The organism is Tenuifilum sp. (genome assembly GCF_037481895.1).
Classification (GTDB): Bacteria; Bacteroidota; Bacteroidia; order Bacteroidales; family Tenuifilaceae; genus Tenuifilum; species Tenuifilum osseticum.
The window spans coordinates 51,171-72,901 of the sequence record NZ_JBBFKU010000014.1; the positions used below are offsets into that span (position 1 = coordinate 51,171).

The 21,731-nt window shown below is 43.2% G+C and carries 17 protein-coding genes; all 17 read right to left on the bottom strand.

Going from position 1 to position 21,731, the window contains the following annotated elements; translation table 11 throughout:
• Nucleotides 1-267: 267 nt before the first annotated feature.
• Complete coding sequence (locus WHS63_RS05970; protein WP_445204314.1) at nt 268-3,585, bottom strand: helicase-related protein; 3,318 nt, start codon at nt 3,583-3,585, stop codon at nt 268-270.
• A 218-nt stretch (nt 3,586-3,803) separates the two neighbouring features.
• On the bottom strand, nt 3,804-5,264 hold the full coding sequence (ftsZ, locus tag WHS63_RS05975) for a cell division protein FtsZ (protein WP_445204315.1): 1,461 nt from the start codon (nt 5,262-5,264) through the stop codon (nt 3,804-3,806).
• A gap of 63 nt (nt 5,265-5,327) precedes the next feature.
• Nucleotides 5,328-6,662, bottom strand: a complete 1,335-nt coding sequence (gene ftsA / locus WHS63_RS05980) for a cell division protein FtsA (protein ID WP_445204316.1) — start codon at nt 6,660-6,662, stop codon at nt 5,328-5,330.
• A 5-nt stretch (nt 6,663-6,667) separates the two neighbouring features.
• A complete protein-coding gene (locus tag WHS63_RS05985) occupies nt 6,668-7,474 on the bottom strand; it encodes a cell division protein FtsQ/DivIB (RefSeq protein ID WP_445204317.1) in 807 nt (268 codons plus the stop codon).
• A complete protein-coding gene (gene murC, locus WHS63_RS05990; protein ID WP_445204318.1) occupies nt 7,467-8,888 on the bottom strand; it encodes a UDP-N-acetylmuramate--L-alanine ligase in 1,422 nt (473 codons plus the stop codon). Before murC ends, WHS63_RS05985 begins: the two co-directional genes overlap by 8 nt.
• On the bottom strand, nt 8,869-9,996 hold the full coding sequence (gene murG, locus WHS63_RS05995) for an undecaprenyldiphospho-muramoylpentapeptide beta-N-acetylglucosaminyltransferase (protein WP_445204319.1): 1,128 nt from the start codon (nt 9,994-9,996) through the stop codon (nt 8,869-8,871). The genes murC and murG overlap by 20 nt, the downstream gene beginning before the upstream one ends.
• Nucleotides 9,965-11,134, bottom strand: coding sequence for an FtsW/RodA/SpoVE family cell cycle protein (locus WHS63_RS06000; RefSeq protein ID WP_445204320.1), 1,170 nt, complete (start codon nt 11,132-11,134; stop codon nt 9,965-9,967). Before WHS63_RS06000 ends, murG begins: the two co-directional genes overlap by 32 nt.
• 16 nt (nt 11,135-11,150) lie before the next feature.
• Nucleotides 11,151-12,485, bottom strand: a complete 1,335-nt coding sequence (gene murD, locus WHS63_RS06005; RefSeq protein ID WP_445204321.1) for a UDP-N-acetylmuramoyl-L-alanine--D-glutamate ligase — start codon at nt 12,483-12,485, stop codon at nt 11,151-11,153.
• Between the two features lie 12 nt (nt 12,486-12,497).
• Entirely contained in the window at nt 12,498-13,751 is a 1,254-nt protein-coding gene (gene mraY, locus WHS63_RS06010; RefSeq protein ID WP_445204322.1) for a phospho-N-acetylmuramoyl-pentapeptide-transferase, read from the bottom strand.
• Nucleotides 13,748-15,211 carry a UDP-N-acetylmuramoyl-L-alanyl-D-glutamate--2,6-diaminopimelate ligase gene (locus tag WHS63_RS06015; RefSeq protein WP_445204323.1) on the bottom strand — a complete coding sequence of 488 codons (1,464 nt, stop codon included), beginning with the start codon at nt 15,209-15,211 and terminating at the stop codon, nt 13,748-13,750. Before WHS63_RS06015 ends, mraY begins: the two co-directional genes overlap by 4 nt.
• A gap of 1 nt (nt 15,212) precedes the next feature.
• Nucleotides 15,213-17,336 carry a penicillin-binding protein gene (locus WHS63_RS06020; protein ID WP_445204324.1) on the bottom strand — a complete coding sequence of 708 codons (2,124 nt, stop codon included), beginning with the start codon at nt 17,334-17,336 and terminating at the stop codon, nt 15,213-15,215.
• Nucleotides 17,337-17,355: 19 nt separating this feature from the next.
• Nucleotides 17,356-17,733, bottom strand: a complete 378-nt coding sequence (locus WHS63_RS06025) for an FtsL-like putative cell division protein (protein WP_445204325.1) — start codon at nt 17,731-17,733, stop codon at nt 17,356-17,358.
• Nucleotides 17,730-18,629: a 16S rRNA (cytosine(1402)-N(4))-methyltransferase RsmH gene (rsmH, locus tag WHS63_RS06030; RefSeq protein ID WP_445204326.1), complete on the bottom strand. Its 900-nt coding sequence runs from the start codon at nt 18,627-18,629 to the stop codon at nt 17,730-17,732. Before rsmH ends, WHS63_RS06025 begins: the two co-directional genes overlap by 4 nt.
• A complete protein-coding gene (locus WHS63_RS06035) occupies nt 18,630-19,094 on the bottom strand; it encodes a division/cell wall cluster transcriptional repressor MraZ (protein ID WP_445204327.1) in 465 nt (154 codons plus the stop codon).
• Between the two features lie 847 nt (nt 19,095-19,941).
• On the bottom strand, nt 19,942-20,526 hold the full coding sequence (locus tag WHS63_RS06040; protein WP_445204328.1) for a cysteine hydrolase family protein: 585 nt from the start codon (nt 20,524-20,526) through the stop codon (nt 19,942-19,944).
• 43 nt (nt 20,527-20,569) lie between these two features.
• Nucleotides 20,570-20,809, bottom strand: coding sequence for a hypothetical protein (locus tag WHS63_RS06045; protein ID WP_369489970.1), 240 nt, complete (start codon nt 20,807-20,809; stop codon nt 20,570-20,572).
• A gap of 454 nt (nt 20,810-21,263) precedes the next feature.
• Nucleotides 21,264-21,452: a hypothetical protein gene (locus WHS63_RS06050; protein ID WP_445204329.1), complete on the bottom strand. Its 189-nt coding sequence runs from the start codon at nt 21,450-21,452 to the stop codon at nt 21,264-21,266.
• Nucleotides 21,453-21,731: the final 279 nt, after the last annotated feature.

Here is a 21,731-nt window from a genome sequence, read left to right on the forward strand (position 1 = left end):
TAGCGTAAAACTTAGCGTACTTTGCGGTTATAAAATAACAATCCATTAACTACTTTTTAACCGCAAAGTTCGCAAAGAAATCGCAAAGTTATCAGAGTTTTTTTGCGTTCATAGCGTAAAACTTAGCGTACTTTGCGGTTATAAAATAACAATCCATTAACTACTTTTTAACCGCAAAGTTCGCAAAGAAGTCTCGCAGACGTCGCAGATTAAATATTAGCGTTCTTAGCGTAAAACTTAGCGTACTTTGCGGTTTCACATAATTCATTATTGTAATTTTTTAATACCCATTGAACAAATTATATGCGGTGTTCTGAATTCGTCTTGCTCTTTTTGCTCTATAATACAAAGCCTTCCTTCATCGCGTAATTGCATACAGAGTGATGCCATTTCTTCGTCGGTACAACCCAGTTTAATTCTTCGGTTAATTATTTCTCTTGCCGTTTCACGTAGCGGGTAATGGTAAATATCATCTATGGTTTTCTTTAAAGCATCAACTTCAAATAATGTTTTTTTTACACTTTCATAGTAACGTGTAAGCATACCGTAAGCTTTATATCTAGCGCTCGATTTACTTCCAAGTTGACCGCCAGAATTTTCTGCTTCTTTTTCTGCCAGTAAAACGGCTTCTTTCACTAAATCATGATGATTATCTAATTTATCAATAGCAGGTGTATCTAATGAACATTCGGCCATTTTTAAAATTCGAGATTGGCTGGTTGATATTATTTGTCCATTATCGTTTAACCATGTTAAAACTTCATATCCGTGGCTGTTTCGATGATAAACGATTACGCTATTCCCTATAATGTTATCATCGGTCTTTTCTTTTGTTGAATATACCACGTCTGGTAATCTATTAATTTTGTTCTTTAAATCGGGATTAGCTTTTATTGCCTGATTCCAGATTTCATAAGCCTGTGAAGTAAGATCTACATCTCCCTCGTCATCGTCAAGTATTCCTGCTTTTTCATTATACAAATCATGAATATTAACAGGGTCGCCATCAAAGAAGACTTCATCCGTGCCAATAGTTTCAGCATTTTCTCTAATACGTTGTGTTAATTTACTCCTTAAGCGAATAATAAGTTCGAGGCCATCTTGTGGTAGAAATGAATAGCAATAAATTTTATCAGAGGTCTGACCAATTCTATCCACACGACCAGCTCTTTGTATTAATCGAATAATTGCCCATGGTAAATCATAGTTTACAACGATGTGTGCGTCCTGCAAATTCTGACCCTCACTTAAAACGTCAGTGCTAATCAAAATACGAATTTCTTCTTTTACATTTTTAACTTGATTGCTTTTAGGGCTAAAGCGATGTGCCAAATCTGTAGGATTTTCCAGGTCTCCAGTAGCACAGGCTATTTCTTTCAAACCTTTTTTTAATAATTGCTCATATAAATAGTTGGCTGTGTCAGCAAATTGAGTGAATATTAATAGCTTGTCTTTGCTATGTTCCCTATTACATAGATTGTAAAGTGAAATTAGTTTTTTGTCGTTTTCTGCATTCCAATTTTTTCCAATTTCAATAATTGATATTATTTTATTTGTGTCTTCGATTAGTTGTTCTCTAAGAGTGTTAACGAATAAATTACTTGAAATCCATTCGTATCTTTTTGCTTCATTTTCACATTTATTGTAATAATTTTCTGCTAATTTTTTATACTCACTTACTTCGGTAATCAAATTTAATTCTACAAAATCGCCATTATCGTTTTCTTCCAAAAATTCATCTATTTCAGCATTTTCTTGCAGCCCAATTGGTAGGGGCAATCCATTTTCAATAGCATAGACAAAAACTTGGTTCCGTAATACATGTCGGGCTAAAGAGATTAGAAAAGAAAAGCCTGAACTTTCTAGACGTTTGAAAAGATTAGTTCTGCAAAATCCCATTAAACGTTTGCCTGCTCGGCTAAGGTTTTCAATTATTTTCTTTTCATCTGAATTTGCCAATCCTATTTTTTCTTTATCAATATAGTTTCCTAACCCATAACGAGCTAAATGTAAATTGTTAATTATATCCAAAATATGCTCATCGTAAAGTTTGACATATATATCATTCGTATCGTTTGGGTCGAACGGGTATTCAATTTTTTTCGGGATCCTATCTGGGAAATATTCATTTCTTCCATCATTGAATGTAAGGTAATACTGTTTCTTAACAGGATCATATGTTGCATAGTTTTCCTTTATAAAAGTCCTTGTTCGCCTTACCATATAAAGTTTAAGAAGTTCCTGCCAGTCCTCGGAAAAGTTGCTTTTTTCAAAAGCTAGTAAAGTGTTTGGTGAGTACTGATATTTTGCTATAAACTCAATTGGTCCACCAACCTCACGGATAAAATGCTCTGGAGAAATTCCAATGTCTTTATCTTCGGGAATAAATAAACGCAATTGATTGGAAATGTCGGTATAACTTTTATTGTAAGGCGTTGCAGTTAATAGAATAACTTTGCTTTCATTCCGTTCTAAATATTCTTTTACAATTGCGTAACGTTTCCCTTCTCTATTTCTTAAATTGTGACTTTCATCAATAATTACCACTCTATAACGTCTTGTTTCTTCAAGAAATTTTTTATCAACTTTTGAAATGCTATTTACTTTTGCCCTCAATTGGTAAGTATGCACATATCCTTCCCACATTTCCACAATGTTTTTCGGGCAAATGATTAAAGTTTCCGTAAAAAATGTTTCTTCAAAAAGTTTTGCTACAGCGGTAGCTGTCATGGTTTTACCCAAACCAACAACGTCGCTAATTATTACTCCGCCTCTTTTGTCTAAATGTCGAGCAGCAATGCTAACTGCATTCATTTGAAAAGGCAAAAGGTCTTTCTGAAGAATCTTCGGGATAATATAGTTTCCTATACCGTTTCTTGCTTCCTGAGAAAGATGATATGCAATTTTTAAATAAATGTAGTAAGGTGGAATGGTGTTTTCACTTGCCCAACTTTCCTCCAAAATCTGAACGAGTTCTTCTGAAATATCGACACACCAGCGGTCTTCCCACCTTGCTTCAAACCATTTATCAAGTTTCTCTGCAGCATCTTGTTCAACCACATTTACATTTAATTCGCCTTGTTGTGATAGTCCAGCCATTGTTAAATTACTACTTCCAACATATCCAATTAAAGGTGCATCTTTGTCTTTTTTGTGGCACAAGTACAATTTAGCGTGTAATGGATATGCTAGAAATAGTTTTACTTTAACTTTTTTCTCTGAAATCTGTGTTTTTAACTTTCTTAGGCATTCTTCATCTTCATTTGTTGGCACGCCAAATGTCAGTTGTTTTGCAAATGACTTGGCTATCTCTTTTTTTAAAACTAAAGCCGTTGGGTTATCTATCATTCCTTTTTTTAGAGGACTTAAAGCCTGCCGTAAAAGATTCTCTTCTTGGCTTTGCATCCCAACGAGCAATCGACAAGAATTAACCCCTCCTTCAAAATGGTCGATATGGTTCATGAGTAGTCTCCAACCTCTAAGATTGAAATATCCTACACAGAAATCTGCTCTGTAAGAACTCTCTAAGGTCTCTAACAACCCAGTTTTGAGGTGTAAAGAAATATTGTCAAAAATCTTAGGCATTTTGATTAATCTTAAATATTAAGTGTTGTTAAAAGTTTTTACTTTTAGATAAGTAAAAAGCACATTGAAGTAATGTATCATGCTAATTTAAAAATTATTCTTTAATAATTACTAATATAAGTTTTTAAACTCTATCTGTATCAATTACAAAACGCAGCCTAACAGCTGCGCTTTGTTTCAGTAATATAATTTTAGTTGCATTGGCAAAATATACAAAATCAATCCACATTGTCGTACAGGTAGGGGTTTTCAGGGTTAATTATGATGTCGTCGTCGTCAAGGGTAACCCTGGAGATGGTTGTTGTTTTTGGAGGCTCGTTAGGCTCAATGTTCATGCTGCGGCGTTTGTAGGCTGGAATATTCTCAATTTCATCGAGGTTAGCCCACTTATTATTGCCAGTTCCTGCAAATGGCGCTGCCTGCGCAGTAGCAGGTTTAGGAGATGCTTGTTGAATATCTAACTCAATTTCGTTAGCTTTTGCCGCCTGCACTGTTTTAACCTCAAAAACATCTGATTTAACATCGAATTCAATTACCCTTTGGGCAGGATCTATTACTGGTTGCTTTTTGGGCTTGCTAGTTTGCCTGGCAGGGTTAGGGTCAATTTCAGGAGTATCGTTAACCAGCTCAACTTTAGTAGCATGCTGTTCGGAGTCGAGCGAAATTACCTCAATATTGCGCTCCTTTACATAGAGTTCCGGTATGCTGTTGGTACCAAAGCCTGTGGCAATCACCGTAACCTTTAGATCCTCGCCAAGCGATGGGTCGCAGCCATTACCCCAGATTAGGTCGGCATCGTCGCCTGCGGCGTGCTGAACGTAATCAATGATTACTCCAACCTCTTCCATGGTAATCTCATCCTGCCCATAGGTTATGTTTAGCAGTATGTTGCGTGCTCCCGATATGTCGTTGTTGTTGAGCAGGGGCGATTCAAGGGCTTGTTTAACCGCTTCGAGTGCGCGGTTTTCGCCATTAGCCCTGCCTGAACCCATGAGGGCAACGCCACTATTATACATCACGGTTTCAACATCGGCAAAATCAACATTGATATAACCGTGAACGGTAATAATTTCGGCAATACCCTTGGCGGCGGTTGCCAGAACATCGTCGGCTTTGGCAAATGCCTCGGTTAGTTTCAGGTTGCCGTACACCTCAAGCAATTTCTCGTTGTTTATAACCAGCAGCGAGTCCACATGCTGGCTAATGTTCCTAATACCCTCAATGGCTTGCATCATCCTTTTGCGCCCTTCCGTACGGAAAGGAATGGTAACAATGGCTACGGTTAGTATGCCAAGCTCCTTTGCCGCCTTTGCAATAATTGGTGCAGCACCTGTTCCGGTACCACCGCCCATCCCTGCTGTAATAAAAACCATCTTGGTATTTTTCTGCAGCAGGCTTACAATTTGCTGCAAGCTCTCAATGGCAGCCTGACGCCCAATCTCCGGTTTATTACCGGCTCCACGGCCCTCGGTAAGGGTAGCGCCAAGCTGAACCTTAAACTCTACCGGGCTATTGACTAATGCCTGGGCATCGGTGTTACAAAGGACAAAGTCAACGTCCTTTATCCCCATGCTATGCATGTAGTTTACGGCATTACCTCCACCTCCACCAACTCCAATTACCTTTATAATTGATTGGTTTATAATTGGCAGGTCAAAATTTATAATATCATCACCCATAACATTCGTTTTTAAGTTTTACACAAACACCAGTTTTAATAGAAGGCACAAGACAATAACAGGTTAGTTTATATCATCCTCGGCAAAGAGCTTGGAAAGCACATCGGTTATTTTCATTCCCAGAGTACGTTTATTGATTTGCTTTGACTCCTTTGCCTGAACCTCGACAAATTCTTCAGTTTTATTTTCTTCGATTTTGATTTCCGTGGTTGTACATGGTGAGTCTTCGCCTGCATCGATATACTCCAGCCCCATTAAACCCAGGCCAATAACGGTTGAGTATTGTGGGTAGTTATAATTTTCAAGCGATTCGGAGCATAACATCTCAGAGGGGTAACCAATACGAACATCGTAACCCCACTTGAATTTTATAAGCGAAACAATATGCTTTAGCAGCGCGCCTCCACCGGTTATTACTACACCGGCTGTAAGCTTATTGGCAAAGCCCGACATCTGTATTTCGTACATGGCATATTCAAGTATCTCCTCCATGCGAGCCTGAATAATTCCTGCAAGGCTTCGCATCGATATTTCCTTGGGTTCCCTTCCGCCTATTCCCGGAACGGTGATAATTTTGTTATCGGGGGCCATGCTCATCAGTGCATATCCGTGATGGAGTTTTAGCATCTCGGCGTGCTTTTGAAGTATTTGACAACCCTCCTTAATATCCTGCGTAATGATTGAGCCGCCAATGGGTATAACTGCCGTATGGCGTACAATGCCGTTGTAGTAAACGGCCAAATCGGTGGTGCCACCTCCTATGTCGATTAGGGCTACGCCTGCTTCGCGCTCCTCGTCGGTGAGCACAGCCTTGGATGAGGCTAAAGGCTCAAGTATAAGTTCCGATACCTTTACCCCTGCACGATCCACACACTTTTCAATGTGCTTTGCCGATGAGGTTTTCCCAATTACTATGTGGAAGTTGGCGCCAAGCCTTCGGCCTAGCATGCCTATGGGTTTGTCATCCTCTATCTTTACATTATCTATTGAGAAATCCAGCGGCAGCACATGAAGAATGCTATCGCCTGTATCAACAGGGATATTATACATATCCTCAATAAGCCGCTTGATGTGGCTCTTTTTGATCTCAGTTTCTTCGGAACCCAGCGTGATGTAGCCATAGTTTTTAATGCTGTAGATGTGTTGCCCTGCTATTCCAACAAAGGCCGATTTGATTTTAACGCCAGCCTGCGATTCGGCCTCGCGAACGGTTTTTTCAACGGCCTTTACTGTTTCCTCAATGTTTTGAATCATTCCCTTTTTTATACCTGTGGAATCGGTAGAGCTAAAGCCCACAATCTGCAAGCGTCCGTTTGTGGTGCGTTTCCCTATTAAGGTAACTACCTTGGTTGTACCAAGGTCAATTGCAGCTACGTAAGTGTTGTTGTCCTGTGCCATAGTTGTTAGTATTTTGTGCAAACTATTTGATTTTTAAATTTTAGGTTAATTACGGTGTATTTGTTCCAGCCTTCGGCTGGTAACGCTTTCTCGTAAAAGAGTTTAAGTTTCTTGAGCTTAACCTCGTAGTTATCCAAATTACCCAGTACAATGATATGGGGCCCAACCAAGGGAATAAGCTCAATATTATTCCGGTTCCTGACGTAAACCTGTTCTATTTGGGCATTCCAGAACCTGTCGTTGTTTACATACATTGCAAACTCGTAAAGCTTGTGTATAAAGTTTTTTGGGCCTTCCTTTGTGCTATCGGTAAATGCTGTAACATCAAGGTTGGGCACAACCTTAAAGGGCTCCACGATATTACCGTTTGCCACCAGCGTGTTAGCAGCAAACCCCGATGAGTAGGGTAGTATTTTACCAGAATCGTCGATATAGTAGGTTTGCCCTTTTGCATTGAAAACTCTTAAAACGGGTTGGCGTTGAGTAATTTCAACTATTACTTCGCCTTTAGCGGTTTTAAATGCCTGAACTTCGCGCACAGCAGCCAATTGGTAGATTTCCTGCTCAATTCTATTAGTATTTACGCTGTTAAGGCTCTGCCCTATAGGTGAGTATTTTGATTTTACAATGGTTCTGTATACATCCTTAGCCCTCACAAAGTTGAGTTTTGTGCTATCTAGCACTCTTACCTCAAGTTTTGTGCAGCGTTTACCTTTATACACCTTACTGGCATAGGAAAGCCCATAAATAACCCAGGCCAGAACAAAAAGCCAAGCCAAAACTTTAAGCCCTATGCGCAACTTCCTATTCATTTATAGCTTTATTCTCCTTTGCTTCAAGTGTATTAACTATCTCGCTTATCATTCTGTCGATATCGCCTGCACCAATGGTGAGGAGAATATCCACATTATTGCATTTTAACCAGTTAATTAATTCGGCCTTTGGAACAACTTGTGCATTACTGTTACTCATCAGCTTCACTATGGTTTCCGATGTAACCCCTTCAATTGGAAGTTCCCTTGCCGGATATATTTCGGTGATAATTGGTTTGTCAAGCTTGTCGAGTGCCGCAGCAAACTCCGCTGCAAAGTCGCGGGTGCGGCTGTAGAGGTGAGGTTGAAATATCCCGGTTATTTTTCGGTTAGGGAAAACCTCACGAACCGATCTTACCAACGCTTCAATTTCGCTGGGATGGTGTGCATAATCATCAATGTAGATGATTTTTGTTCCCCTATACCTTACATCAAAGCGGCGCTGAACACCCCTAAACGACTCTAAGCCGTGAGCTAACTTTTCAGTCGGAACGCCAAGGGTTAACGCTGCTGCCGATGCAGCAATTGCATTCTCCAGGTTGTAATGGCCTGGTACTCCTAGTGTAAGATTGTTTATTGAACCCTGGGGAGTTACAAGGGTAAACCTGTAAAGCCCATCGTGGATGCTAATGTTTGTTGGGTAGTAATGGCAGTCGGGCGTAAATCCGTAAGTGATTACTCCAACTCCCTTACCCACTGTAGGTTTGAAAACAATATTTTGCTTTACAACCAAATACCCACCGGGTTTTATTTGCGACACAAATTCCTGAAAAGCATTAAGTACTGCATCGTAAGTGCCGTAAATGTCAAGGTGGTCAGCATCAACCGAGGTAACAATTGCAAGATATGGGTGAAGTGTAAGGAAGCTACGGTCGTACTCATCGGCCTCTACCACAAGTAGCTGCTTGCCTTGGTCGGCAAGTATCAGGTTGCTGGAGTAGTTGCGCGATATGCCTCCCAAAAAGGCATCGCAGCCCATTGATGTAGCCAAAAGGTGGGCCAACAGGGTTGATGTAGTAGTTTTTCCGTGAGTGCCCGCAACGGCAAGGGTTTTATAGTTTGAACTTAGTAATCCAAGAACCTGTGCGCGTTTCATCAGTACAAACCCATTGCTGCGGAAATATTCAAGCTCGCTGTGGTTTGCAGGAATAGCTGGTGTATAGATAACAAGTGTTTCTTCCCTATTCAGGAATGCGGTTGGAATAGCCCCTACGCTATCGGTGTAATGGATATTTGCCCCTGCAGTTTCAAGGTTTTGGGTAATATCGGACGAAACCCTGTCGTACCCTGCAACAGGAACACCGTAGTGCAAGTAGTAACGAGCAATGGCACTCATTCCAATCCCTCCAATCCCAAGTAGGTAAACCCTTTTTACTGCATTCAGCTCCATCAGTTCAATTTTTTGTTTTTTCAATTCCTGCCAGTTTCAAAACTTCAAGGGCTATAGTTTTAGCCGAGTTTCTTAGTGCCAAACGGGCAATGTTTTCCGATAATTTTTTCTGTTCCGCAGGGTTATCAAGCAGTTCAAAGGCTGCTTTAACCAGTTGCTCTTTTGCCTGACTATCGGGTATCATAATGGCTGCATCGCGTGAAACCAGTGCCTGGGCGTTACGGGTTTGGTGGTCTTCAGCAACATTGGGCGATGGTACAAGTATGCAAGGTTTTGCAACCAGGCAGAGTTCGGAAATTGTTCCAGCACCTGCTCGGGAAATAATGGTGTTAGCTGAAACATAGGCCAAGTCCATGCGGGCAATGAAATCGTACAGCCTGATATTTTCAACCGGATTGCTGTCAAGTGCCTCTTTTACTGTTTGGTAGTAAAGTTTCCCGGTTTGCCATATCACCACAATATCGGGTCGGGTTTTGATGAAGTGGAGCGAAGCCATGAGGCTTTGGTTAATTGTTCGGGCTCCAAGGCTTCCGCCTAAAACGAGTAAAACCTTTTTGTCGGCTCCAATGCCAAAATGTTCAAGTCCCTGATTGCGTGTAACGGAAAGGTTTTCAATATCCTGCCGAACAGGATTGCCGGTTAATATTATTTTTTGTGCAGGGAAGTATTTTTCCATGCCTTCGTAGGCTACACAGATAGTTTTAGCCTTTTTGGCTAAAAGCTTATTGGTAACCCCGGCATAAGAGTTCTGTTCCTGTAGTAGCGTAGGGATACCTTTACGCTGTGCTGCCTTTACAATAGGTCCGCTGGCATATCCTCCTACACCAACCACAACGTGAGGTTTAAAATTCTTAACTATGCGGTTTGCTTTTAATAAGCTCTTAATCAGCTTAATAATCACAATGAGATTTTTTGGGGTAAGGCTTCGAGAGAAGCCGGCAATAGGCAAGCCTACGATGTTGTATCCGGCTTGTGGCACCTTATCCATTTCCATTCGGCCCTCGGCTCCAACAAACAGAATCTCAGCATCGGGGTTTTGCTCCCGAATGGCATTGGCTATGGAAATGGCAGGGAATATATGCCCGCCAGTACCACCACCGCTAATTATTATCCTTAACCGGTTCTTCTCCATCGAATAGTTCTTTTTTATCTTGACTTCGACTAATACCCAGAATAATACCCAGTGCACCACTGCTAACTATCAGCGATGAACCTCCCAAACTTACAAGTGGTAATGGCTGACCCGTAACGGGAATGGCTCCAACCGCAACGGCCATATTAATTAATGCTTGCAGCGTTAGCATTAAGGCCAATCCAAAGGCAAGGAATGCTGGAAATAGCCGGTTCGATTTTTTAACCAGCAGTGCCGCCCGGTAAAGTAGCATAAGGTAGAGTATTAGGGTAAATACTCCGCCCACCACACCATACTCCTCAATAATTATTGCGTAAATAAAATCGGAATAGGGGTGGGGCAAAAAGTTACGCTGGGTTGAGCGTCCAGGCCCTTTACCAATAATACCCCCAGTTGCAATGGCTATTTTCGATTGCTCCAGCTGATAGTTCCCCTCTGTTTTGTCGTCGCTAATAAAATTCTCAATGCGGTTTACCCAGGTTTGAGCTCTGCTCAGGGTTTTAAACTGAAGCGATATGGCAATAAAGGCTCCCACCAGTACAATGCCTATCCCAGTAATCCCGAAAAGGTATTTTAGGTTAACTCGCCCTACAAACATCATTAACCAACAGGTTAAGCCAAGCAAAGCTGCGGTTGAGAAGTTTGCCGGTAAAATTAGAGCGCACACAAATGCTACGGGTGCAATCAGCTGGATTAAGAATTGTTTAAAATCATCAGTGTTTTCCTGCATTTGCGAGAGATACTTGGCCACATACATTATTAAAATCACCTTTGCTATGTCCGATGACTGAAACGAAATGCCCAATCCGGGTATCTCCAGCCAACGCGATGCAGCATTGAGGTTACGTCCAAAAAGAAGTGTAATACCGAGTAAGGGAACTGACAATGCCAGAAGTATATTGGCAAGCCTATACCAAACGCTGTACTTTATGAGATGCGCTGTCCACATTACTATGAATGCAACCAGCAGGAAAACAAGCTGTTTAATCAGGAAATAGGTTGTATTTCCGCCATGATAGCGGAAAGCTAGTGAGCTCGATGAGCTGTAGATGAGCAGGAGCGATGAAAGGTAAAGGAAGATAACAATCATCCAAATCACCCTATCGCCCTTTAAGTATTTATCGAACAGTGCTCCCATAGCTCACTGGGTTATATTAAAGCGCGCGAACAGCCGCTTTGAACTTGCGTCCACGATCCTCATAGTTCTCAAACAGGTCAAAGCTTGCACAGGCTGGGGAAAGCAGTACCGTGTCGCCCGGAACCGATATTCTGTAGGCGTGCTGCACAGCCTCCTCGGCCGATTTGGCATCAACAATTACGGGAACAATGCCATCGAATGCTGCGTGAAGCTTTGAGTTATCTACTCCCAGGCAGATTAAGGCTTTCACCTTCTGCTTAACTAAATCCATAAGCTCGGAGTAATCGTTCCCTTTATCAGTACCGCCTGCGATCCAAACCACGGGGGTTGTCATGCTCTCCAGAGCATACCATGCGGAGTTTACATTGGTAGCCTTTGAGTCGTTAATGTATTTAACACCTCTCACAGTTAGTACATATTCCAACCTGTGCTCTACTCCCTGAAAATCGGAAAGCGATTCACGAATAACCTCCTTACGGATATTTAGCACATGACCAGCAATACCGGCAGCCATGGAGTTGTAAATGTTATGCTTCCCTTTAAGGGAGAGGTCGTTTATTGACATGCTGAAATCGCTGTTATCGTAATTTATGAACATATCGAGGTTTTCGAGCCATGCGGTTTGGTTCTCCTTTGTTTTCTGTGAGAAGGGCAATTGCTGGGCGCGTAGTACAATCTTTTTGAGTTGCTCCACGGTTACTGCATCGTCGGAGCAGAAAATGAAGCAGTCGTCTTCCGAGAGGTTTCGGGTAATCCTGAACTTTGATTCCACATAGTTCTGCATCTTGTAGTCGTACCTGTCCAGGTGGTCGGGGGTGATGTTAAGCAGTATGGCAATATCGGGTTTAAAGCTATAGATTCCATCGAGCTGAAAGCTGCTTAGCTCAATAACGTAGTAGTCGTAGCTGCATTCGGCAACCTGGTAAGCAAAACTATTGCCAATATTGCCAGCCAACCCAACGTTTAGACCAGCTTTCTGCATCATGTGGTAAATAAGCGAGGTGGTAGTGGTTTTACCGTTGCTACCAGTAATACACACGGTGTAGGCGTTGGTGTATCGGCCAGCAAACTCAATCTCAGAAATTATGGGGATGCCCTTTTCCCTGATTTTAACAACCATTGGGGCTTTGTCAGGAATCCCCGGGCTTTTAATCACTTCGTCGGCATTGAGGATTAGTTCCTCGGTATGCTTACCCTCCTCGAAGCGGATATCGTACTTGTTAAGCCACTCCTTGTAGCGGGGCTTTATTTCCGACATATCCGACAGGAACACGTCGAATCCCTTTTTCTGGGCTAACACTGCGGCTCCTGCACCGCTTTCTCCTCCTCCGAGTACAACTATTCGCTTCATATTGTTCTTTTTTTAGCGGATTTTCAATGTAACAACTGTAATAACTGCAAGTAGAATAGCTACAATCCAGAACCGGGTTACAATTTTGGGTTCAGGGTAGCCTTTTTTCTGGTAGTGATGATGCAGGGGCGACATCAGGAATATCCTTCGACCCTCACCATACTTGCGTTTGGTGTACTTAAAGTAGCTAACCTGCATAACCACTGAGAGGTTTTCCACCAGGAATATCCCGCAAAGGATTGGTATGAGTAGTTCCTTACGGATAAGTATGGCAAAAACGGCAATAATACCGCCAATGGTAAGGCTACCGGTGTCGCCCATGAATACCTGTGCAGGGTAGCTGTTGTACCAAAGGAATCCCACCAGCGCGCCAATGAATGCGCTCATAAACACAACCAGTTCGCCCGAATGGGGAATGTACATGATGTTCAGGTATTCGGCATAAATCACGTTACCCGATAGGTAAGCGAACACGCCCAGCGTGGTGGTGATTACCGCCGAAACCCCGGTTGCCAATCCGTCAAGCCCATCGGTTAGGTTTGCACCGTTTGATACGGCTGTGATTATAAGAATTACAACCAGAATAAAGATAATCCAGGTTACATACTCGTAACCTTCGCCTTTAAACGGGTTGAGTAGGTTGTAGTCAAACTCGTTGTTTTTTACAAAGGGGATGGTGGTTTGCGTTGTCTTTTTAGCCTTTGAAACGGTTACGGGTTGATTGTCGTTATACTCCGATGTTACCACAGTTTCAATCTGAACATCTTTTTTAACCCTTTCAACTTTTTCCCTAACCACAATTTCGGGGCTAAGCCACATCACCAAGCCAACAAATAACCCAAGCGATACCTGTCCGATGATTTTGGTACGACCCGAAAGGCCCTCCTTGTTTTTCAGAAAAACCTTGATGTAGTCGTCGGCAAAGCCCACTGCTCCCAACCATACGGTTGTAACCAGCATTACAATGATGTAGATGTTCAGGATATCGGCAAAAAGCAGTACCGGCAAAAGCATTGAAAGCAGGATAATGATACCTCCCATGGTTGGGGTACCCTTTTTCTGCATTTGGCCCTCAAGGCCAAGGTTTCGGATTTCCTCACCAATTTGCTTACGCTGCAGGTAACGGATAATGCGCTTTCCAATTAGCAAGGCAAAGGCCATCGATACAATGAATGCCATTGCGGACCGGAACGAGATGTACCGGAATAACCCTGAACCAGGAAAATCCCAGAATTTGCTTATGTATTGAGCCAGATAGTATATCATACCTGCAACGATTTAAAAATTTCGGTTAGCACTTCTTTATCGTCAAAGTGATGTTTTACACCCTTGATTTCCTGGTAGTTTTCATGACCCTTACCTGCGACCAGGATGATATCGCCTTTAAGGGCAAGCATACAGGCTGTTCTAATGGCTTCACGCCTATCCACAATGGTTATCACCTTTTTTGCCTGCGAGGCATCAACGCCTACTCTCATATCGTTGATGATTTCTTCGGGTTCCTCGAACCGGGGATTATCGGAGGTGAGGATTACAATATCGCTTAGTTCCGTGGCCACCTTGGCCATAACGGGGCGCTTGGTTTTATCGCGATTGCCACCCGCACCCACCACCGTAATCAGGCGTTGGTTCTCGGTTTTAATCTCATTTATAGTTTTAATCACATTCTCCAGCGCATCGGGTGTATGGGCATAGTCAACTACCGCAGTTACGCCGTGCGAGGAGCGAACATACTCAAATCTCCCCGAAACCGGCGTTACATCGCTTATGCCGGTAAGGATATCGTTTTTATCAAAACCCAAAAGCATCAGGGTTGCGTAAATTGCTAACAGGTTGTATGCGTTAAACCGACCCAATAGCCTTGTCCAAACCTCAACCCCGTCCATGTTAAGCATCATCCCATCAAAATGGCTTTCAATAACCTTGCAGCGGAAATCGGCCATGGAGCGTAGCGAGTAGGTATAAACCTTTGCCTTGGTGTTTTGTACCATTACCATACCATTCCTATCATCGGTATTGGTTAGGGCAAAGGCATCGGAGGTCAACTCGTCAAAGAAGCGCTTCTTAGCCTTAAGGTACTCTGCAAAGGTTTTGTGGTAGTCGAGGTGGTCGTGGGTTATATTGCTGAAAATGCCACCGGCAAATGTCAATCCAGCTATACGGTTCTGAACCACCGAGTGGGAACTAACCTCCATGAAACAGTACTCGCATCCTGCATCGACCATCTGCCTTAGTAGAGCGTTAAGCTGTATAGGGTCGGGGGTAGTATGGGTCGATGGAACTTCTAAGTTATCAACATAGTTTACCACTGTTGATAGTAAGCCAGCCTTATGCCCCATACGCCTGGCAAGGCGGTAGAGTAGGGTAACAGTGGTGGTTTTACCGTTGGTACCTGTTATACCAACCAGCTTTAGCTTTTGCGATGGGTTTCCATAAAATGCCGATGCCATGTACCCCAAGGCTACCGATGAGTTGTCAACCTGGATGAATGTAACATTTGCAGGACATTCGGCAGGGAGTTCCTCACATACAATAGCCGTTGCTCCCGATGTTATGGCCTGTGGAATGTAGCTATGGCCATCGCTTTGAGTGCCACGTATGGCAAAGAAACAGCAACCACCCTTAACCTTGCGGGAATCGAATGTTAGCTCCTCAATATCAACATTGATATTACCAACTGTTTGGGTAATGAGCTTTACGGGTATTATGTTTTGAAGTTTTGTCATGTTAAATTTCTCCTCTACTCATTTCTAAGTAAACTGTTGAACCTTTAATAACAGGTTCGCCGGGGTTTGCCGACTGTGAGCGCACGGTGCCTCGTCCCTTAGCCACAACCCTTAACCCTAAGCTTTCCAGCTGGTAAATGGCATCGCGTAATCCCATTCCAACTACATTGGGTACTTTGCTTTTTGGCAAACGAATTGGAGTTGTAACTATTTTAGTGCTATCGCGCTGAACAGTTACCCAATCGGTCTTTTTCCCATTGCTTTCAAAGGGTATGTCGAGCTCATCCATTACATACTCAAGCTTTGACAATTGCCCAGTTTTGGTTTGAGGTAAATCCTTTAGTTCATCGCCCTTAATATCGCTAAACCACTCAGGACTAGTAGCAAAGACCTTATCGGAAATCTCCTTGAAAATTGGTCCAGCCACCACATTACCATAGTAAACGCTATTTGAAGGAGAGTTCACAACAACAATACATGAGTATTTTGGGTCTTCGGCTGGGAAGTAGCCTACAAACGAAGCCTGGTAGCTAACTCGCCCTCCCGATTTGTAACCCTTACGTCCCTTGGCTATTTGGGCAGTACCCGTTTTACCTGCTATTTTGTACCTTGGATTTTTAAGGTTGGTTGCTGTACCACTTTCAACAACACCCTCCAGCACCTCATGTACCTTTTTAAGGGTGGAACGCGAGCAAATGGACGATTGGATTACCTGTGGAGGAAAACTCTCAACCACCTGTCCGTGCTTTAGGTATGCTTTTACCAGCCGGGGTTTAACCATGCGGCCATTATTGGCAATGGCGTTATAGAAGGTAAGGATCTGCAGGGGGGTAAGACGAATCTCATACCCGATGCTCATCATGGGCATCGATAGGCCAGACCAACCCTTATCGCCCGGGAACCGGATTTGGGGCTTTACCTCGCCCGGTATGATAATACCGGTTGGCTCGTTCAGCTTTAGCTCATAGAGCTTTTTTACAAAATCTTTCTCCTTGCCCTTGAACACCTTTTGAACCAGCTTTATTACACCCACATTCGACGAAACCTCAAAAACCTCCTTGACAGTAATCTTCCCATGGCCGTTCTCTTTTGAGTCGGAAATCACATGGTCGTATAGCTGTAGCTTTCCCTTGCCGGTATTTACCGTATCGTTGAGGTTGATATCGCCCTCCTCGAGCAGGGCAATTAGGGTGGCAGTTTTGATAGTTGATCCAGGCTCGGTGCTTTCGCCAACGGCGTAGTTGTAAACCTCCTCGTAGGTTCCATCCTCATTGCGCCGGAGGTTAGCAATGGCTTTAATATCGCCGGTGGCCACCTCCATCACTATGGCGCATCCATGACCTGCGCCATGCCCTTCGAGGTGTTTGCGCAATGCCGCCTCAGCCACATCCTGTAGCTGCACATCAAGGGTGGTAAGAATATCAACGCCATCTTCGGGTTCAACCTTGTTCATGCTATTTACCTCAACCCATGTGTTGCCGGGTATCCGGGCATGAACACGCAATCCATTTCTGCCTCTTAGCACTGGGTCAAGCGCCTTTTCAATCCCAACAACCCCTCCATCGAGGTTTACCATACCAAGGGTGCGGGCTGCCATGGAGTTGTGCGGAAGCATTCGCTTGTTTACCTGTTCGGCAATGAACCCGCCCTTGTTCTCCCCCAAGCGCAGCAACGGGAATTTCGATATTTCCTGTAGTTCAAGGTAATTTACCTTACGAGGTGCTATGGGGTAGTAGCGGCGATTCTTAGCATACTTGCGGGCATTGGTAAGCTCAGAGCGGTACGAGTACCACGACCGGTCGCCAAAGAATTGCGATAGGCATATTGCCAGTGAGTCGATATTAGCTTTGAACACCGAGTCGGTTAAGCCGGCTGCCAGCAAATCCATGCGGAGGTTGAAGTATGGTACCGATGTGGCCAATACTCTGCCATCGGCAGCAAGGATATCGCCTCTGTTGGCCTCAACAAGTATATCGCGGTAGGTTATCTTTTTTGCTTTCTCCCTGAGTTCGTGCCCATCAACTACCTGTATGAAAACAATTTTGAAAACGATACCGATACCCACTAGTAGCAGTAGGATGTAAATTCCTGCAATCCGAATTAGTATGTTGTTCTTTACCGTCATGGGACTGCTTTACTAATGGTTACTTCAACTTTTTGGGCGGAACCCTCGATTCAATCAGGCCAAGCCCTTTCTCCTCAACCAGCTTAACCACTTCCGACTGTCGGCTTATCGACATGTACTGGGCAGCGGTAGTTATTGATTCGGCACGGAGGTTTTTCACCTCTTTTCGCAACTTCAGTTCAGTTCTTAAAAGGTTGTTATAGTGGTAGTTGTTAGCAATGTAAATAATGGCCAGTACCACCAAAAAAATAATGTAGGGCATTTGGCCCGATACCATCTCATGGGTAAGGATACGGCCACTAATAAAGTCCTTTGCGCCAACCTTTTTCCCTTTCTTGTCCTCGGGCTGCTGCGTTGGTTTTACATCGTCAAATTCCGGTGTGCTTTGCTTTGTCATAACCTTTCCCCAATTCTAAGTTTGGCGCTTCTGGCGCGATTGTTTGCCAAACACTCCTCCTCGGAGGGAGTAATCACCTTTTTATTTACCTGCTCAAAGGGGGTGGGCCTGTTGCCCATGAGGTCCTTGCTATCGGTACCCTCAATATTCCCGTAGCGCAGGTAGTTCTTTACCATCCTATCCTCAAGCGAGTGGTACGATATTACCACCAACCTGCCTCCAGGTAAAAGGCACTTGGATGAATTCTCAAGCATTGCCTTTAAGCTTTCCATCTCACGGTTAACCTCAATGCGTATAGCCTGAAACACCTGTGCCAATACCTTATTCTGTATTTTAAAAGGTACTAAGGGTTTTAGAATGGCGAGTAGCTGGTCGGCAGTTTCAATCTTTTGGCTTTCGCGTGCCTTAGCAATTACCGATGCCATTTTCCCTGCACCCTGTACCTCGCCGTATAGCTTCAGTATTCTGGCCAGTTCCTCTTCCGGGTAATCATTTACCACTTTCTGTGCGGTAAGCCTGGCGTTCCGGTTCATTCGCATATCGAGCGCTCCTTCGAATCGGAACGAGAAGCCCCTCTCAGGGCTATCGAGGTGATGCGACGATACTCCCAGGTCTGCAAGGATGCCATTTACCCACTCAATGCCATGATAGCGCAGGAAGTTGCGGAAATACCTGAAATTGCTTCGGATTAACATGAAACGGCTATCGTCAATGGCATTCTTCAGTGCCTCCTCATCCTGGTCAAACGCTATGAGACGGCCTTTTCTACCAAGTTTTTCCAGAATGGCACGAGAATGTCCACCTCCCCCAAAGGTTAGGTCAACATACACACCATTGGGGCTGATGTTCAGCCCCTCAATGCTCTCGGTAAGCAGTACTGGAACGTGGTAGGCCATTTACTCATCCTTTAAAGGTGTTGATCCCAGTATTCGTTCAGCCAGATTGGCAAAATCGGACGAGCCCAACTGTGCCGATTCGTACTTATCCTTTGCCCAAATCTCAATCTTACCGTTCATCCCGGCCATCACAATATCGCGACCAATTCCAACCATCTCCAGCAAACGTTTTGGCAATAGCAACCTACCATTTGAATCGAGGGTTACCTCGGCTGTACCCCTGAAAAACTCCCTGATGAACAGGTTATGCTCCTTGTTGTAGGGGTTTGTGTTCCGGCGTATTATCGCCGTTTGATGCTCCCACTCCTCTATGGGGTATAGCACTAAGCACTCCTCGTAGATGTCCTTTTTCACAACAAATCTATCGGGCGACTCAGACTTCACCTGCTTACGAAGCGACGAGGGGAAGAGGACGCGCCCCTTCTCATCAACCTTGCACTCGTAATCGCCGATAAATGTGGACATTGTGTTTTCAGTTTTCAATTTGTAAAAATATACAATAAAATTCCACTTTCAACCACTTTCTCCCACTTTTTTACACTTTGTTAATAACTTTTTTGGTTGACGGTCAGAAAATTATGTTGAAATCCCTGTAATTGTTGATGATTGGAAAGTGGTAGATGATTTTTGATATAGGTTGATAAGTTGTGTAACCACTAGTACCCTTCCGCTAAGTAATGTTTTAGTGGAATAAAAATTCAACACCCAATGTCGTTTAGATAAAAGGGAATAAAAGAGATGCTTCGGCAGTGCTCAGTATGACAATTGTCTAATGAACCGAAAAAAAGCAAGTGTCACTGAGTTACACGGTGTAACACGGTGTTACACAGATTGTATGATATGTCAATCACGAACAACGATTCACGAACAACGAACAACGTCTCCAGCCCCGTAGGGGCTAAACATTTGTACCTTCATGGCCACTCCCATACCTATAGCGATGCACGCAAAACTTTTTCCAAAGAGCAACACTGAAACGCTGCATCGCAATGGGAAAGCATTGCAAAGAGCGGTTACCAAAAAAACAACAAGGATTAAAGGTAGAAAGAGACGCTTTAGCGGAGTCTATCCCGATATATCGGGACTCAGCATGACAAAGGGAGTGAAGAAGACAATGGTATTGTCATTCCGAGCTAGTCGAGGAATATCAAAGTAATGTGGGTACAAAGAGATGCTTCGACGAATTCAACGTGACAAATAACCTTAATTAACCGTCATTGATTCAACACCACTATTAGTTAAGGTTAACACAAATAAAAAAGGGATACGGATTTAAGAGTCCATATCCCTCAAATTCCTTACTCTATTTATTCTACTTAAGCCCCAAAAATTCCTTGGTACTCATAATCTTGGCATAGTTACGGAGCGTGGCAAGGGTCGATAGGTGAACCATTTTAGCAGGAATGGTTTCGTTTTCCCACTTCAGATCCTTGGTGGCGCAGGCATCGTGGATAAGGGTTACCTTAAACCCCAAATCGGCGGCAGCGCGCACCGCAGCCTCAACGCACATATGCGTTTGCATGCCACAAATAACCAGCTTTGAAACTTGTTGCCCCTGCAGGTATTCCAGTAAACCCGTATCGACAAAGGCGTTAACGGTGCTCTTCATGAATACCATTTCACCCTCGGCGGGTTTAACCAGCGAGTAAAACCCTTGCCCCTCAGTGGCATTATGGCCAACATGCACCACCAGCTGTTGGGTGTTTCGGAAATGCTCCAGTATCTTGGCGGCATTCTGTGCAGCCGGTATGGGATTAACCAGCTCCGACTTGCCACCCGGAAAGTAAAAGTCCTGGATATCAATTATTACAAGGGCCACCCGCGATGTATCGGGGATTGCCCAGCCTGCCATTGCTATAAGCAATAGGGTAGCAGTGTAAAGTACTCGACGTTTCATGGCTAAATGTTTTGGTAAATGTAGCAAGATTTTCACCAACCGGTTAGTTCATGTAGAAAAAACATGCGCGGCTGCTACTGATACTTTGGGGTATTTGCTCCTCGTATAGCTTCATGTCCAGCTGATCCACAAACAGATGGTAGAACGACAGCATGCCCTCCGGCAACCGGTTCTGGTTATCCTCATCGAAAAATACTACGAGGTTGTAAAACCAAAACGGATCGGTGTTCATGTGAATTCGGCCCACATAGTCAACCACAATGCTGTTCTTGCCCCTGTACATACCCTTTTTGAAATGGATTAACCAACAATTACAACCTCAAGTTATGGAATAAAAATAACATTGTCAACATTTTAACCAATAAAAAGGGTGATGTTTATCATTTGGCGGTAGTGATTAAAAATGAAAGGGAATGAATGTCCGTTGGCCATTAACCCTTAAACGTAAAGCAGAACTAAAAGTATTTACGAGTTTAAATAACGAACAACGAACCAAGCGGCATGCCATTAACTTTCAACCATCAAACGTTCATTCAGATAAGCGTAGCATAGCTCCATTGTATTTGCATGGAGTTACGCAGTGAAGATCAACCCAAACAGCATTCCTTTTCAAAACACCCTCAACGAACAACCATCAACGAACAACAAAATGCATCCTTGTTTTAGTGGGCTTTGCACCATGGATAAAGGATAAAGGTTAAAGGTTAAAAAAGAAAATTTTTCCTGACTTGTCCCTTTTAGTGCGGTGAAAATAATTTTTCGATAAGTTCATTCATTTTTTGCGTAGGATGAGCTTTAATAGTTATGATTTTTTGAGTGATATGATTGATTATTTCACCATCTGCATTCTTTTTTGCTTCTTGAATAAATCTATTAATAGACATACCTGTTTTGATTTCAATATGCTTTGATACAACTAAGGCCATAAAACATACCAGAATGTGCAACTTTATGGGTTGTTCCTTAAAATGGTAAATGGGTCGGGTTTGCAAATCGCTTTATGAAATTCTAAAAGTTTGCTCTATTCTATAAAGTTCGTGATACCGTTCTATTATGATTTTATTGCTTACAACCTTTTCCTCCAGGTTGGTGTAGTACCCCTTTATTCCCAGTAATTTTTCGTTTTTTCAATCAACGCTTCGTTAAGTTCCGCATGCTCAGCTTTGGTTTTAATAAACTTGAGTTTTTTGTTCTTTGATGGCCTT